Genomic DNA, 15681 nt, shown 5'->3' with positions numbered 1-15681 from the left:
CTTGTTTCCGTGGGCTGCGAAGACAGACTGTACAGCAGCCCGGAGGGTGCGGTCGAACTGACGGCTGCGAGCCCCGGTCCCTACGGCGCCGCCGCGTCGATCGCCTTCACGATGCGCTTGTCCGACACCGGCCGGGCCGTCCCCAGGGCGTGCGCGAAGTAGCTCACCCGCAGCTCCTCGATCATCCAGCGGATGTCCAGGACCTCACGCGGCACCGGCCGCCCCTTGGGCAGCTGCTCCAGCAGCCACGCGTACTCGTCCTGCATCTCGTGCACCTTCTCCATGCGCGTCGTGTCGCGCTGGACGGCCGTCGGCATCTGCTGCAACCGCCGGTCCACGGCCACGAGATAGCGCATCAGGTCCGGCAGCCGGCGCAGCCCCGTCCGGGTGACGAAACCGGCCGGGACGAGCGCCGCCAGCTGGTCCCTGACGTCCTGGACGTTGTTCACCAGCACCAGGCTGTTCGTGGCCTTCAGACGGCGCTCACACGCCTGCCAGGCGGCCAGGATCTGCTGGACCTGTCCGACGGTCCGCACGGTCACGTCGACCAGGTCGGCGCGCACCTTCTCGTACAGCTTCCGGAACGACTCCTCGTCCCACGCGGGACCGCCGTGGTCCGCGATCAGCTTGTCGGCGGCGGCCGTGGCGCAGTCCTCGAACAGCGCCTGGACCGAGCCGTGCGGATTGCGGGAGAGCGCCAGCTTGTGCTGGTTGGTGAGCTTGTCCGAGGCGAACTTCGCCGGGTTCACCGGGATGTTCAGCATGATCAGCCGCCGGGTCCCCGCCCACATCGCCTGCTGCTGCTCGGCCTCCGTGTCGAAGAGGCGCACGGCCACACTCGCGCCCTGGTCGACCAGGGCCGGGTACGCCTTGACGGGCTGGCCGGCCCGCCGCGTCTCGAAGACCCGTACCAGCTCGCCGATCGTCCAGTCCGTCAGCCCCGTGCGCTCGATCGTCTCCCCGCCCGACCGCTCGGCGGTGGCCGCGGCGGCCTGGGAGAGGGCCTGGCGGGCCTTGGGGCGCAGCTGGACCTTGAGCGCCTCCAGGTCCTTGTCCTCGGCGACCCGGCGGCGCCGCTCGTCGACGATCCGGAAGGTGATCTTCAAGTGGTCCGGGACCCGGGCGAGATCGAAGTCGTCCGCCGTGACGGGCACCCCCACCATCCGCCGGAGCTCACGCGCCAGCGTCACCGGCAGCGGCTCCTGGAGGGGCACCGCGCGGTCCAGGAAGGCGGCGGCGTAGTTCGGCGCGGGCACGTAGTGCCGGCGCACCGGCTTGGGCAGCGAGCGGATCAGCTCCACGACCACCTGCTCGCGCAGCCCCGGGATCTGCCAGTCGAAGCCCTCGGCTGTGACCTGGTTGAGCACCTGGAGCGGTACGTGGACGGTCACGCCGTCCGCGTCCGTACCCGGCTCGAACTGGTACGTCACCCGGAACTTCAGCGGGCCCTGCCGCCAGGAGTCCGGATAGTCGTCCTTGGTGACCGAACCGGCCTTCTCGTTGATGAGCATCGACCGCTCGAAGTCGAGCAGCTCCGGCTCGTCCCGCCGTCTCGCCTTCCACCAGGCGTCGAAGTGCGCCCCGGACACCACGTCCTCGGGCACCCGCCGGTCGTAGAAGTCGTACAGCGTCTCGTCGTCCACGAGGATGTCGCGGCGCCGCGCGCGGTGCTCCAGCTCCTCGACCTCGCCCAGAAGTTTGCGATTGTCATGGAAGAACTGATGGTGCGTCCGCCAGTCGCCCTCCACGAGCGCGTGCCGGATGAACAGCTCCCGGGACGCCTCCGCGTCGATCCGCCCGAAGTTGACCTTGCGCTGCGCGACGATCGGCACGCCGTACAGCGTCACCTTCTCGTACGCCATCACGGCCGCCATGTCCTTCTCCCAGTGCGGCTCGCTGTAGGTGCGCTTCAGGAGATGGCCGGCCAGCGGCTCGATCCACTCCGGCTCCACCTTCGCGTTGACGCGCGCCCAGAGCCGGGAGGTCTCGACCAGCTCGGCGGACATGATGAAGCGCGGCGGCTTCTTGAAGAGGGCCGAGCCGGGGAAGACCGCGAACTTCGCGCTCCTGGCACCCAGATACTCGTTCTTCGCGCCGTCCTTCACATCCTTCACGCCGATGTGCGACAGCAGTCCGGCGAGCAGCGAGACGTGTACGGCCTGATCCGCCGCGTCCTCCTCGTTGAGGTGGATGCCCATCTGCTTGGCGACCGTGCGCAGCTGGGAGTAGATGTCCTGCCACTCCCTGATCCGCAGGAAGTTCAGATACTCCGACTTGCACATGCGCCGGAACGCGGACGACGACAGCGTCTTCTGCTGCTCCCGTACGTAACGCCACATGGTGAGGAAGGCCAGGAAGTCGGACGTCTCGTCCTTGAACCGGGCGTGGTGCTGGTCGGCCTGGGTCTGCTTCTCGGCGGGGCGCTCGCGCGGGTCCTGGATGGAGAGCGCGGCGGCGATCACCATCACCTCCCGGACACAGCCGTTGCGGTCCGCCTCGATGACCATCCGGGCCAGCCGCGGGTCCACGGGGAGCTGGGAGAGCTTGCGGCCGAGCGGGGTGAGCTTCTTCTTCGGGTCCTTCTGCGCCGCGTCGAACGCGCCCAGCTCCTGGAGCAGCTGCACGCCGTCGCGGATGTTGCGGTGGTCCGGCGGGTCGATGAAGGGGAACTTCTCGATCTCGCCGAGCCCGGCGGCGGTCATCTGGAGGATGACGGAGGCGAGGTTCGTCCGAAGGATCTCCGCGTCGGTGAACTCCGGCCGGGAGGTGAAGTCGTCCTCCGAGTACAGCCGGATACAGATGCCGTCCGAGGTACGGCCGCAGCGGCCCTTGCGCTGGTTGGCGCTGGCCTGCGAGATGCGCTCGATCGGCAGCCGCTGGACCTTGGTGCGGTGGCTGTAGCGGGAGATCCGGGCGGTGCCGGGGTCGATCACGTACTTGATGCCGGGGACCGTCAGCGAGGTCTCCGCGACATTCGTCGCCAGCACGACCCGGCGGCCGGCGTGGCGCTGGAAGACGCGGTTCTGCTCGGCGTGCGAGAGGCGCGCGTAGAGGGGGAGGATCTCGGTGGAGCGCAGCTTGCGCTTCTCCAGGGCGTCCGCCGTGTCGCGGATCTCCCGCTCGCCGGAGAGGAAGACGAGGATGTCGCCGGGGCCCTCCGACTGGAGTTCGTCCACGGCCTCGGCGATCGCGGTGATCTGGTCGCGGTCGCCCTCCTCGCCGTCCTCCTCCAGAAGAGGGCGGTAGCGGACGTCCACCGGATACGTACGGCCGGACACCTCGACGATGGGCGCGCTCCGCTCCGCTCCGCCTTCGCCGCCGACCGTGCCCACGGGTGCGAGGCGTCCGAAGTGCCTTGCGAAGCGCTCCGGGTCGATGGTCGCCGAGGTGATGACGACCTTGAGGTCGGGGCGGCGGGGGAGCAGCTGGGCGAGGTAGCCGAGCAGGAAGTCGATGTTGAGGCTGCGCTCGTGGGCCTCGTCGATGATGATCGTGTCGTACGCGAGCAGTTCGCGGTCCGTCTGGATCTCGGCGAGCAGGATGCCGTCGGTCATCAGCTTCACGTACGTCGCGTCCTGGTCCACCTGGTCGGTGAAGCGGACCTTCCAGCCGACCGCCTCGCCCAGCGGGGTGTCCAGCTCCTGCGCGACCCGCTCGGCGACCGTACGGGCGGCGATCCGGCGCGGCTGGGTGTGCCCGATCATGCCGCGCACGCCACGGCCCAGCTCCAGGCAGATCTTGGGGATCTGGGTCGTCTTGCCGGACCCCGTCTCACCGGCGACGATCACGACCTGGTGGTCGCGTATCGCCTCCAGGATCGTGTCCTTCTTCTGGCTGACGGGCAGCTGTTCCGGGTACGAGACCGACGGCGCCCGCTCCCGTCGCCCTCGGATGCGCTCGGCGGCCTTCCCGGCCTCACCGGCGATCTCGTCCAGCACGGCCTGCCGCGCGTCGGGTTTACGGATGCGCCGTGCGCCTTCGAGACGGCGGCCGAGTCGCCGCGCGTCGCGCAGCGAGACGTCGGCCAGCAGGGTCTGGAGGTCGGCGAAGGAAGTAGACATACCGAGCCCAGGATCTCACCCGGGGCTCAGGAGTGGCGAACCAGTTTCGGCGATCCGCCGGGCGGTGCGCTCCGGCGCGCTCCGGGGCGGGCCGGACCGGCCCCGGTCGGTCGGGCGGACGCGCTCGCGGCGTGGCGGCGGGCGTATTGCCCGATCGGGCCGAGCAGCCCTTACGATGCGAGGCACGTCCTGACCGGCCCGGCCGGTCGCCGCCCCACCCGAGAGGCCCGCGGATGAGCCACCCCCGCAGTGCGCGCGGTCGCTTCGCGGGCGTCGGCGCGGTGTTGCTCGGGGTGCTGGCGGTGCTGCTGTTCTGCGTCCACGCACCCGCGCCCGCGACGCCCGCCGGGCCGGTGACGGTGGCGGCGGGCGGCGGCACCGGCGAGGTCGTGGCCGCCACGGCCGACGGCCCCGACCGGCCGGTCCCCGGCTGTGGCCGCGGTGGCCAGGACGACGTGGGCAGCCGGCCCGTCGTCCCGCCGCGCGGCGGCTCGGGGCCCGAGCTGCTGCCCGCGCTGTACGACGCGCACGGCGCGGGCGGGCCGTACGGCACCGGCGACCAGGTGGTCGCCGCCGTGGCGCCCGAGCGCGGCCGGCCGCCGCTGCCGGGCCCGTCACCGGTCGGTCTCTCCGTACTGCGCGTGTAGGAGGACGGCTCCCTCCCGGACCCGTCCCTTTCGTCACCTTTCACGGAGAGCCGTACCGTCATGCCCGCTTCCTCTTCTTCCTCGCCCTCCTCCCGCTCTTCCGCCACCGCCTCCACCTGGCGCCGGGTCGCCATCGGCGGGGGCGTGGTGGCCGCCGCCGCGCTGCTCGGCGTCGTCTCGTACACCGCGACCAAGCCGGACGCGCCCGGCCGGGTCGAGTCGGCCGAGTCGGTGGACGGCCCGGCCGCCGGGGTCTCCGCCGAACCGGGGGCCGATGTCTACCCGGAGCTGGCGAAGCTCGCCCGGCGCGAGAGCGCCGACCCGCTCTCGGTCGGCCGCGCGGACGCGCCGGTCGTGATGGTCGAGTACGCCGACTTCCAGTGCGGCTACTGCGGGAAGTTCGCCCGTGACACCGAGCCCGCGCTCATCGAGAAGTACGTCGAGGACGGCACGCTGCGCATCGAGTGGCGCAACTTCCCGATCTTCGGCAAGGAGTCCGAGGCCGCCGCACACGCCGCCTGGGCCGCCGGACAGCAGGGCCGCTTCTGGCAGTTCCACTCCGCCGCCTACGCCGACGGCGCGAAGGAGAAGGGCTTCGGCGCCGACCGGCTCACCGCGCTCGCCCGCGCGGCGGGCGTGCAGGATCTCGAACGGTTCGAGCGCGACCGGGGCGGCGAGGAGGCGGCGGCAGCCGTCCGCGGGGACCAGGAGGAGGGGTACGGGCTGGGCGCCACCTCCACCCCGTCCTTCCTCGTCAACGGCCGCCCCATCGCGGGAGCCCAGCCGAAGGAGACCTTCACCCGGGCCATCGAGGCGGCGCACGCGGCGGCGCGGGCGGACGGCGGGGCGGAGCAGGGCGGTACGGGGGACGGCGGCGCCGAAAAGGACAGCGGCAAGGACAGCGGCAAGGACAGCGGCAAGGGCGACGGCAGCGACAAGGGCGACAGCGAGGGCGACCGGTGACCGGCGTCGGCTATCCGGTCGCCCTGCTCGGCGGTCTGCTCGCCCTGCTCAGCCCGTGCAGCGCCCTGCTGCTGCCCGCGTTCTTCGCGTACTCCATCGACTCGGCCGGCCGGCTCCTCGCCCGCACCGGCGTCTTCTATCTCGGCCTGGCGACCACGCTCGTCCCGCTGGGCGCCGCCGGGTCGTTCGCCGGGCGGCTGTTCTACGGCCACCGCGATCTGCTGGTCGCCACCGGCGGCTGGCTGATCATCGCGCTCGGAGCCGCCCAGCTGCTCGGCATGGGCTTCGCGTCGCGCCGGATGGCCGAACTGTCCGGCCGGATCAGGCCCACGACGGCGGTGTCCGTGTACGCGCTCGGGCTGGTCTACGGACTCGCCGGGTTCTGCGCGGGGCCGATCCTGGGCAGCGTGCTGACGGTGGCCGCGCTCAGCGGCAGCCCGCTCTACGGCGGGCTGCTGCTCGCGGTGTACGGGCTGGGCATGGCCGTCCCGCTGTTCGTGCTGGCGCTGCTCTGGGAGCGCTTCGACCTCGGCGGACGCCGCTGGCTGCGAGGCCGCGCCTTCGGTGTCGGCCGCTTCCAACTGCACACGAATTCCCTGCTCTCGGGCCTCTTCTTCATCGCCCTGGGCACCCTCTTCCTCGTCTTCGACGGGACGACGGCGCTGCCGGGGCCGCTCTCGGTCGACGCGTCGTTCGCGGTGGAGCAGTGGGCGCGCGGGATCGGAGCCGCCGTGCCCGACTGGGCGCTGCTGGGCGGGGTGGCGCTGGTGGCGGTCGCGGTCACGCTGTGGCGGACACCGCGGAGGGTGCGGAGGGCGTCGGCACCCGTCGCGGTGGCGGCTGAGGACGGGCCGGTGGCGGCTGAGAACGGTCCGGCGGTGGACGGCGGTCCGGCGGCGGACGACGAGCGGTCCGGGACGGTGAAGCCGGGCGCATGAGAAATGCCCCCGCCGAGATGCTCGGTGGGGGCTCTCGCCCTCGCGGGCCGTGGTGGCTGGGGCCGGGATCGAACCGGCGACCTATCGCTTTTCAGGCGATCGCTCGTACCAACTGAGCTACCCAGCCACGCAGCCTCGCGGCTGCAAGCGGTCCTGACGGGATTTGAACCCGCGGCCTCCACCTTGACAGGGTGGCGAGCACTCCAAACTGCTCCACAGGACCAAGCAATGTGCGAGCACCAGTCTCGCACACGGTGATGCGTGCCCCCAACGGGATTCGAACCCGTGCTACCGCCTTGAAAGGGCGGCGTCCTGGGCCACTAGACGATGAGGGCTAAAGGCCCGCCTGGGCGCTTCGCAGCGCGTCGGGGACGTCCGAAGCATATGGGATGGGTGGAGCTATCGCCAAAACGGTTGAGAGCACGGGCGTGGAGGCCCCGGAGGACCGCGCCGAGCGGGACGCGGAGCCGGTGGGCGGTGCGCCGGGGTCTTCCGTACGCCCGCCCGTCCCGGCGGAGGGACTGCCGGACGGTTCGCCGGTCGGGCCGGTGGCCGGACCGGCGGAGGGGGTGACGGACGGCCCGGTGCCCGGCTTTCCCGCCTCACGCGGCAGATGGCGGCTGACCTCGGCCGTCGTCAGCCCCAGCCCGCCGAGCGTGATCTCGTCCCACGCCTGGAGCCGCTTCGTCGTGCGGTCCAGGTAGAGCACGGAGGCGCGCACCTTCTCCGGCTTGTCGTTCTGGAGGGCGCGCAGTCCGCCGCCGCCCGTCGAGCCCTCGATCTTCAGCCGGGTGCCGTGCCGCATGACCTCCGTCGCGCGGTGGTGGACATGGCCCGCGAGCACGAGCGGCACCAGCCCGTCGGTCTGCCGCGCCGCCTCCGGCTCGTGGGCGACGGCGATGTCCACGGGCGTACCGGCCTGCTCCTGGTCGCGCAGCGCCGAGGCGAGCCGGATGCCCGCCAGACGTTCCGCCGGGTCGCCCTCGGCCACCACCGAGCGGTCGGGGGTGAACTGCGGGTCACCGATGCCCGCCACCCGTACCCCGGCCACGGTGACGGCCCGGCCGTCGTCCAGCACCCGTACGTTCTTCAGGCGCCCGAGGTACTTCTGGGTGGTCCGCGAGTCGTGGTTGCCGCGCACCCATACGTACGGGACGTCCAGGTCGGCGATCGGGTCGAGGAAGGAGTTCTCGGCCGCGGCGCCGTGGTCCATGGTGTCGCCCGAGTCGATGATGGCGTCGATCCCGTACTGCTCCACGAGCGAGCCGATGATGTGCCAGGCCGCCGGGTTGAGGTGGATGTCGGACACGTGCAGCACCCGGAGGGTGCCGGGGTCCGGCTGGTACGTGGGGAGCGTGGACGTCGCGTCGTACAGCTTGGTCACGTTGGTGACCAGCCGCGCCAGCTCCTTCTGGTAGACGTCGAAGTCGGTGACGATCGAGCGGGCGCTGCCGACGACCTGCGGGGCGGAGGAGAGCAGCCCCGAGAACCTCGGCTCCAGCACCGACTCGGGGTTCCAGGTGGCGTAGGCGCCGACGCCGGAAGCGGCCAGCAGCGTGAGCGCCAGCCCGCCGGCGGCGAGGGCGCGGCGGGGGCGCCGGTAGACGACCAGGCCGAGGGCGGTGGCGCCGGACACGACGGCGACGACGGAGCGTACGGCCAGTTCGGTGGTGCCGTCCCTGACATCGCCGCCGACCTCGTCCTGGAGGCCGGAGAACCGTTCGGGGTGCTCGACGAGCGCCTGGGAGCGGACCGGGTCCAGCCGGTCCACGTCCACGTCCAGGCGCAGCGGCGCGGTGTGGGTGTCCAGCTCCAGCGCGCCCAGCGGCGACACATTGATCTTCGTACCGCCGGTGAGGGACGGCCGCAGGGTCATCCGGGTGTCCATCGGGCCGACCGGGGTCAGCACGCTGCCGACGGTCAGCAGCCCGAGCCAGGCGCCGAGCACCACGACGGCGGTCATCCCGAGGGCGCGGGCCCAGGGGTGCGGGGTGGGGACGAGCGTGCCGGCGGGGGCGGCGCGGGGCGCCAGGACCCGGGCGAGCGGGGTACGGAGGGCGAGGCGTTTCAGCCGCTGTACGGCGCGGGCGCGGACCATTGGTCCCCTATGCCCGGGAGGGCGGCCGGGCATGCGTGGCGGACGCCCTCGCGCACATCCGCGAATCAGCCGTCCGGGAGTCCGGCGTTCGTGAGTCCGGCGTTCGTGAGTCCGGCGTCCACGAGTCCGGCGTCTGCGAGTCCGGCGTTCGTGAGTCCGGCGTCCGGGAGTCCGGCGGGGGAGCCCCGCGCTCGGCCCGGCGCCCACCGGGTCCGGCCCCGGGCCTCCGGTTCAGCCCCAGCCCAGCTCGTGCAGCCGGTCGTCCCCGATGCCGAAGTGGTGGGCGATCTCGTGGACGACGGTCACCGAGACCTCGTGCACCACGTCCTCGGGGCTCTCGCAGTAGCGCAGGGTCGGGCCCATGTAGATCGAGATGCGGTCGGGCAGGACCCCGGCGTACCACTCGCCCCGGTCGGTGAGCGGCGTCCCTTCGTACAGCCCCAGCAGTTCCGGGTCGTCGGGGGAGGGCTCGTCCTCGACGAAGACGGCGACGTTGTCCATGACCCGGGTCAGCTCCTGGGGGATCTGGTCGAGGGCCTGGCTCACCAGTTCTTCGAAGGTCTCGCGTGTCATCTCCAGCACTCGGCCATTGTTCCGCGTCCGGGACGGCTCCGGGCGTGTCCCCGGCGGGGAAAAGGAAGTTGTGCAGTGCAACCTTCCCTCGCCGTCGGCGGGGTGGCCGCCCGTGTTCCCCGTTCCCTTCCCCGGAGGTGCCGCTCGTGCGCCAGTTGTCCGCCCCAGGCCGCCGTCTCGCCGTCTGGATCGCCAGCTCACTGGCGGTCGCGGCCTCCGCGGGCTGTATGAGCGTCGGTGAGGGCGGGGGAGAGCCGGCGCCCTCGCGCTCCCCGGACCGGGGCGGGGCCGCCGCCGAACCCGACGGTGAGACGGCCGCCGGGGTCGGAACCGGGGTGCCGCACTTCGGGCAGGGCCGTACGGGACCGGGCGGCGCGGCGGAGCACTCCGGCGCGTACGCGGAGGCGGGCGGCGGGAGCGAGCGCGCCGCCGGGAAGGGCGGTGAGGACGGGAAGGGCGGCAAGGACGCGTCGCCGGAGGCCAGTTCGCCGGCCACCGCCTCGCCGGAGCCCTCGCGCGGCAGCAGACCGCACCCGGGCAGGCCGACCCCGCCGCGCGAGGACCCCGTACCCACCAAGGAGCCCACGCGCACCGCGCCGCCCCCGACCCAGCAGCCGCCGCAGACCCAGGACCCGGAGCCGGAACCCGAGCCGGAGACGAAGACGCCGGATCCGCCGACGGCGTCCCCGGCGGCGGAGGTGCGGACGGGCGCGGCGCCGGACGGGGTGTGGGCGTGGAAGGAGCCGAGGGCGTCGCCGCAGACCGGCCCGGTCTGAGCGGGCCGGAAGCGGGCGGGTGCGGCTGGCGCGGGCGGGAACGGCCGGCGCGGGCCGGTGAGGGCGGGAGCGGCCGGCGTGGACCGGGAGCGGCTGGCGAGGACCGGCGCGGGCCCGGGGGTGTGGCGTGAGCCGGGCGGTCCGGAGCTGACCCGCCGTCCGGGCCGCCGGGGGGTTCGCGCCGGGGGCTCGCGCCGGGGGTCATGGATGGATTCGCCGACGGATTCGCCCATCGGCTTGCCAGGGAGGGGGGAGAGTGCGTATGGTAGTAGATCGTTTGATCATTGCCCGGCGCCGACACAGAAGAGCGCCGCGTGGCGCGTACTCTCCCTTGCCGTGGCTGACCGCATTGAGGCGGTCGATTTGCGAATTCTCACGGAGTTTGGGCGCGTGCCGAGACTCCGGAAGGTTTCGCATTTCGCATGTCCATTTCCAGTACTGACCACGCCGTCATGCCCGAGAACGACACCACCGAAGCGGTCGCTGTCGTCGCGAGCCCGGAAGAGGCCGTAGCGGCCCCCGAGACGGTTGCTGAGTCCCCCGAGACCCCCGAGGCCCCTGTGACTGACGGCCCCTCAGTTTCCGCCGCTCCCGCCGACGAGACGGCCGAGACCGCCGTCTCCGCCGAGACCGATGGGGCCGCTGAGCCCGCCGAGGCGCCGGGCCTCACCTTCGCCGACCTGGGCCTGCCCGAGGGCATCGTCCGCAAGCTCGCCCAGAACGGCGTCACCGCCCCCTTCCCGATCCAGGCCGCGACCATCCCGGACGCCCTGGCCGGCAAGGACATCCTGGGCCGTGGCCGTACCGGCTCCGGCAAGACCCTCTCCTTCGGTCTGCCGCTGCTGGCGACGCTCTCCGGCGGCCACACGGAGAAGAAGAAGCCGCGCGGCATCATCCTCACCCCGACCCGTGAGCTGGCGATGCAGGTCGCGGACGCGCTCCAGCCGTACGGCGACGTGCTCGGCCTGAAGATGAAGGTCGTCTGCGGCGGTACGTCGATGAGCAACCAGATGTACGCCCTGGAGCGCGGTGTCGACATCCTCGTCGCCACCCCGGGCCGGCTGCGCGACATCATCAACCGCGGCGCCTGCTCGCTCCAGCAGGTCCAGATCGCGATCCTCGACGAGGCCGACCAGATGTCGGACCTGGGCTTCATGCCCGAGGTCACCGAGCTGCTCGACCTGGTGCCGGCCGGCGGCCAGCGCATGCTCTTCTCCGCCACCATGGAGAACGAGATCAGCACGCTGGTCAAGCGCTACCTGACCGACCCGGTCAGCCACGAGGTCGACAGCGCCCAGGGCAATGTCACGACCATGACGCACCACGTCCTCGTCGTGAAGCCGAAGGACAAGGCCCCGGTCACGGCGGCCATCGCCGCCCGCAAGGGCCGCACGATCATCTTCGTACGGACCCAGCTGGGCGCCGACCGTATCGCCGAGCAGCTGCGCGAGTCCGGTGTGAAGGCCGACGCGCTGCACGGCGGCATGACGCAGGGCGCCCGTACCCGGACGCTGGCGGACTTCAAGGACGGCCACGTCAACGCGCTCGTCGCCACCGACGTCGCCGCGCGCGGCATCCACGTGGACGGCATCGACCTGGTGCTGAACGTGGACCCGGCCGGCGACCACAAGGACTACCTGCACCGCTCGGGCCGTACGGCGCGCGCCGGCAAGTCCGGCGTCGTCGTCTCGCTGTCGCTGCCGCACCAGCGCCGGCAGATCTTCCGGCTGATGGAGGACGCGGGCGTCGACGCCACGCGCCACATGGTCGGCGGGGCCGGCGCGTTCGACCCGGAGGTCGCCGAGATCACCGGCGCCCGTTCGCTCACCGAGGTCCAGGCCGACTCCGCGAACAACGCGGCCAAGCAGGCCGAGCGCGAGGCCGCCGACCTGACCAAGCAGCTGGAGCGCGCCCAGCGCCGCGCCGTCGAGCTGCGCGAGGAGGCCGGCCGTCTGGTCGCCCGCGCCGCGCGCGAGCGGGGCGACGACCCGGAGGTGGCGGTGGCCGAGGTCATCGCCGAGGCCGAGCGCGAGGTGGCGGCCGCCGCCGCTGCCGCCGTACCGCAGCAGTCGCCGCAGCGCGACGACCGCGGCAACTTCGGCCGCCGTGACGACCGAGGCGAGCGCAGCGGCCGGGGCGGCGCGCGTGGCTACACGCCGCGTGACGACCGGGGCGGCGACCGTGGCGGCTTCCGCCGCGACGACCGCCGGGACGACCGGGGCGGCTTCAACCGCGACGACCGCGGTGACCGGGGCGGCTTCAACCGTGACGACCGGCGCGACGACCGCGGTGGCTTCAACCGCGACCGCGGCGGCGACCGCCGTGACGACCGTGGCGGCTTCCAGCGTCGTGACGACCGCCGGGACGACCGCCGTGGCGGCGGCACGGGCGGCGGCTTCAACCGCGACCGCGGGGACCGTCCGGAGCGCCGTGACGACCGTGGCGGGCGCCCCTTCGAGCGCCGTGACCACCGCAGCAGCGACCGCCCGGTCAACCGCGACCGCCGCGACGACCGTCCGGCCGCCGGCGCCCGCACGAGCGGCCACGACCGCCCGGCCACGCGCCGCGACGACCACCGTGGCGGCAGCACCGGCACCGGCACCGGCTCCTTCGGCCGCCGTGACGACAAGCCGCGCTGGAAGCGCAACGGCTGATCCGTCCGCCGTCCACGTGGCAGGGCCCGTGTTCACCCTCAAGGTGGCCACGGGCCCTGCCCGTTGACCGGCGACATCCCCATGGGGGGATACCCGATCGGCACACCGCCCCCGGCGAGTTATGCTCATGGGTGTTGTGCCAAGGGCCATTAGCTCAATTGGCAGAGCAGCGGACTTTTAATCCGTTGGTTGTCGGTTCGAGTCCGACATGGCCTACACCTCGGCCCCAGGTCAGACACTGTCTGGCCTGGGGCCATCCTGATTTCTCGGGCTGCTGCGTGAGCGGTGCGTGAGCGGAGATGTGTAGTCCCCGCGCGAGCGGGGGTGGTCCTCTGGTGGCCCTGGTGAAGTGGGGCCGGCGGGTCGCCCCTGATGGCGATCCGGTTCCCGAGCCTCCGCCCGAGCTGGGCCTCAGCCCCTGGGCATGACCGCGCCCCGCTCTCCTCCGGGAGGGCGGGGCGCTTCTTCATGACGTACCTCACACAGAAAGAGCCGTGCCCCATACCCTGGCAGTGACGAGCTGGACAGAGAGGGGCAAGGCCATGCCTGCTGATGCTACCCCGGACCCGTACACCGATCCCCTCGCCTTCGGGCAGAGACTTCAACTTCTGCGAACGCGTCGCGGGATGACACGCGAACAGCTCGGTGGCCTCATGGGGCGCACCGGGTCATGGGTGAAGGCCGTCGAGACCGGCCGGCTGAAGACGCCGAAGCTGCACCTGGTCCTGCAGTTCGCCGAGCTGCTGCGGGTGCGTGACCTGTCCGAACTCACGGGAGACCAATCGGTGCACGTCGACCTGTTCGTCGGTCCCGGCCACTCTCGGCTTCCTGCGGTCCAGGCCGCGATCAACCGCTTCCCCTTGTCTGACTCCGCCCAGGCGCCTTCGGCCCGGCACATCCGGGCACGGCTGGCACGCGCCTGGCAGGCCCGCCACGAAGCACCGAACCACCGGGACGTCATCGGGGCGCTGCTGCCCGATCTCATCCGGGATGCCCAGCGGGCCGTACGGCAATCGGACCGGGCGACCGACAGGCGCGCGGCGCAGGCCGCGCTGTCCGAGGTCTACTCGCTGGCGCAGTTCTTCGTGGCGTACCAGCCGGACGCCGCGCTGCTGTGGCGCGTGGCCGAGCGGGGCATGATCGCCGCGCAGGAGTCCGAGGATCCACACACGATCGGTGTCGCCGCGTGGCTCGCCGCGCAGGCCCACCGGGACTCCGGCCACTTCGACGCGGCGGACGACGTCACAGCCGAGGCGCTGGCGTACCTCACGCCGCTGTTGCCTGACACCTCTGACGAGGTACGTGCCATCGCCGGGGCGCTCACCTTCGAGGCCGGGTACACGGCCGCGAGGCGAGCGGAGACGGGCACAGCCTGGCGCTACTGGGACCAGGCTCGGGACATGGCCGCGCGACTGCCGGCCGGCTACTTCCACCCGGTGACGAGCTTCGGCCGAGCAATCATGGGCGCGCACGCCGTCACCGTCGCTGTCGAGTTGCACTCCGGTGGGGAGTCCGTGCGCCAGGCCGCCGCCGCCGACGCTATGCCGATTCCCTCCCGGCCGCGCCGGGCCCGGCACCGGATCGAAGAGGCGCGGGCCTACCAGCTGGACGGACAGCCGGATGTCGCGCTCGACACGCTGGCCCGCGCCCACGAGTCGGCCCCCGAGACGATCAAGTACAACGGGTACGCGAAGCGCATCGTCCTCGAAGAGTCCGAGTCGAGGCACCCGGGCCGGCGACAGAGGGCGTCCGCCCTCGCGGTGAAGCTCGGACTTCTCGCTGCCTGACGAGGGGGCACAAACTGTGCCCCCTGTGGCCACGGTGGGCTCCTACGGTCGGAACATCACCTGACCGCCCGTCACTGGAGCGCCCCGTGGTCGATCCATCGCATGCCCCCGCTTGCGTCTCCACCCCTGCCCGCCCGGCCATCGAGGCCACCCTCGCCGAGGCCGCCGGACTCGCCGGGCTCCGGGCGAGCCCCTCGGAACTCGCGACCGTCACCGTCGCCCTGCGGCAGCACATCGAGGCCATGATTCCCGCCGCCGAGGCGCACGCGGCCACCCTGTGGCGCGGCGGCCACGAGTGGTACGGCATCAGATCCACCCTGGACGGCATCCGGGCCGAGACCGAGCAGCCAGCCAAGCCGCTCACACGGATGTCCGGGTACGTCCGGCTGGAGCTGCTACGCCGCTGGTGCGAGTGGCTGCTGGAGCACTACGGACCGGACGCGACACAGGAGGACCGCATGTTCTGTGCCTACTGCAACGAACCGATCCTTCCCGGCCAGGCAGTCGTGACCGCCCCCGTCGAGACCGGATCCGGGGCCGCGCCGGAGGTCACCCGGCACCGTGACTGCCGACGGGATCCGTGGGCCGAGCCCAACCGGGCGCCGTTCTCACCTCGCCGCTGACACACCCCAGGGGTCCCCTACCGCTCCGGTTGGCCGTCGTCCCCCGTGGACACCGGCCGGGGCTTCCCGACCGACCAGGAGCAGCTATGAAGAGGACCACGCGGCGTGCGGTCGCCGATATCGGCTGGGGGCTCGGGGTGACGGTGTGCTGCGGCCTCATCGCGCTCGGGCTGGTCCTGGCGGCCCGTACCGGATGAGGGACGAGGAGCCTGGCCAGAGATGCGTGATGGTCGCGGTGATCGCCGCTGGGCTCACGTTCCTCGCCTGCTTGGCGGCTGCGGCGGCCGTCGCCGTCGTGGTGACCGTCGCCGCGGTCAGACCCTGATCGCGGCCTGTCTACCGCCCCGGCCGGTCCGCCTCCTCCACCACCAGTTCGGAGAGCGGCACTTCGAGCGCTGGGGCGATGCGCAGCAGAGTGGAGACGAGGGTGTCCTCGCCAGCCTCGACTCGCTGGAGCGTCACTCGGTCGATCCCAGCCGCGAGGTGCAGCTGCTCCTGGGTCGCGTTCTGCGCGAGGCGCGCGGCGCGCACGCGACCGCCTATGGCCTGTCGCCGGGCCGC

Annotated in this window: 11 protein-coding genes and 4 tRNA genes; 8 read left to right on the top strand and 7 right to left on the bottom strand. The window is 72.4% G+C overall.

The window, feature by feature from the left end:
- Positions 1–80 precede the first annotated feature (80 nt).
- Positions 81–4061, bottom strand: a complete 3981-nt coding sequence (gene hrpA / locus ACFY6S_RS21590) for an ATP-dependent RNA helicase HrpA (RefSeq protein ID WP_388823962.1) — start codon at positions 4059–4061, stop codon at positions 81–83.
- 233 nt (positions 4062–4294) lie between these two features.
- Between hrpA and ACFY6S_RS21585 the strand changes: the two genes are divergently transcribed.
- The 3 genes from ACFY6S_RS21585 to ACFY6S_RS21575 are packed head-to-tail and all read left to right on the top strand — an operon-like array spanning position 4295 to position 6609.
- Entirely contained in the window at positions 4295–4708 is a 414-nt protein-coding gene (locus tag ACFY6S_RS21585) for a hypothetical protein (protein ID WP_388823960.1), read from the top strand.
- Positions 4709–4768: 60 nt separating this feature from the next.
- A complete protein-coding gene (locus ACFY6S_RS21580; protein ID WP_388823958.1) occupies positions 4769–5671 on the top strand; it encodes a DsbA family protein in 903 nt (300 codons plus the stop codon).
- On the top strand, positions 5668–6609 hold the full coding sequence (locus ACFY6S_RS21575; protein ID WP_388823956.1) for a cytochrome c biogenesis CcdA family protein: 942 nt from the start codon (positions 5668–5670) through the stop codon (positions 6607–6609). Before ACFY6S_RS21580 ends, ACFY6S_RS21575 begins: the two co-directional genes overlap by 4 nt.
- A gap of 50 nt (positions 6610–6659) precedes the next feature.
- Here ACFY6S_RS21575 and ACFY6S_RS21570 read toward each other — a convergent pair.
- The 5 genes from ACFY6S_RS21570 to ACFY6S_RS21550 all read right to left on the bottom strand — a co-directional run bounded on the left by ACFY6S_RS21570 (position 6660) and on the right by ACFY6S_RS21550 (position 9289).
- Positions 6660–6736: transfer RNA gene (locus ACFY6S_RS21570), tRNA-Phe, on the bottom strand.
- A gap of 21 nt (positions 6737–6757) precedes the next feature.
- Positions 6758–6832, bottom strand: a tRNA-Asp gene (locus tag ACFY6S_RS21565).
- Positions 6833–6871: 39 nt separating this feature from the next.
- Positions 6872–6944: transfer RNA gene (locus tag ACFY6S_RS21560), tRNA-Glu, on the bottom strand.
- Positions 6944–8707 carry a metallophosphoesterase gene (locus ACFY6S_RS21555; protein ID WP_388823954.1) on the bottom strand — a complete coding sequence of 588 codons (1764 nt, stop codon included), beginning with the start codon at positions 8705–8707 and terminating at the stop codon, positions 6944–6946. The genes ACFY6S_RS21560 and ACFY6S_RS21555 overlap by 1 nt, the downstream gene beginning before the upstream one ends.
- A 231-nt stretch (positions 8708–8938) precedes the next feature.
- Positions 8939–9289: a metallopeptidase family protein gene (locus tag ACFY6S_RS21550; RefSeq protein ID WP_388823952.1), complete on the bottom strand. Its 351-nt coding sequence runs from the start codon at positions 9287–9289 to the stop codon at positions 8939–8941.
- 137 nt (positions 9290–9426) lie between these two features.
- Between ACFY6S_RS21550 and ACFY6S_RS21545 the strand changes: the two genes are divergently transcribed.
- From ACFY6S_RS21545 to ACFY6S_RS21525, 5 genes are all read left to right on the top strand, one after another.
- The gene (locus ACFY6S_RS21545; protein ID WP_388823950.1) at positions 9427–10056 is read left to right on the top strand and encodes a hypothetical protein; all 630 of its coding nucleotides are present in this window, start codon (positions 9427–9429) and stop codon (positions 10054–10056) included.
- Positions 10057–10478: 422 nt separating this feature from the next.
- Positions 10479–12710 (top strand): DEAD/DEAH box helicase, encoded by a 2232-nt coding sequence (locus tag ACFY6S_RS21540; RefSeq protein ID WP_388823948.1) that lies wholly within the window; start codon positions 10479–10481, stop codon positions 12708–12710.
- Between the two features lie 143 nt (positions 12711–12853).
- Positions 12854–12926 (top strand) — tRNA-Lys (locus ACFY6S_RS21535).
- 326 nt (positions 12927–13252) lie between these two features.
- Positions 13253–14497 carry a helix-turn-helix domain-containing protein gene (locus tag ACFY6S_RS21530; protein ID WP_388823946.1) on the top strand — a complete coding sequence of 415 codons (1245 nt, stop codon included), beginning with the start codon at positions 13253–13255 and terminating at the stop codon, positions 14495–14497.
- An 86-nt stretch (positions 14498–14583) separates the two neighbouring features.
- Positions 14584–15120: a DUF6415 family natural product biosynthesis protein gene (locus ACFY6S_RS21525; protein ID WP_388823944.1), complete on the top strand. Its 537-nt coding sequence runs from the start codon at positions 14584–14586 to the stop codon at positions 15118–15120.
- A 336-nt stretch (positions 15121–15456) separates the two neighbouring features.
- Here the strand turns inward: ACFY6S_RS21525 and ACFY6S_RS21520 are convergent, their stop codons facing one another.
- Complete coding sequence (locus tag ACFY6S_RS21520) at positions 15457–15651, bottom strand: helix-turn-helix domain-containing protein (RefSeq protein WP_388824826.1); 195 nt, start codon at positions 15649–15651, stop codon at positions 15457–15459.
- Positions 15652–15681: the final 30 nt, after the last annotated feature.

Source organism: Streptomyces sp. NPDC012835, from assembly GCF_042900885.1.
GTDB lineage: Bacteria > Actinomycetota > Actinomycetes > Streptomycetales > Streptomycetaceae > Streptomyces.
This window is presented reverse-complemented; position numbering and strand designations above follow the sequence as displayed.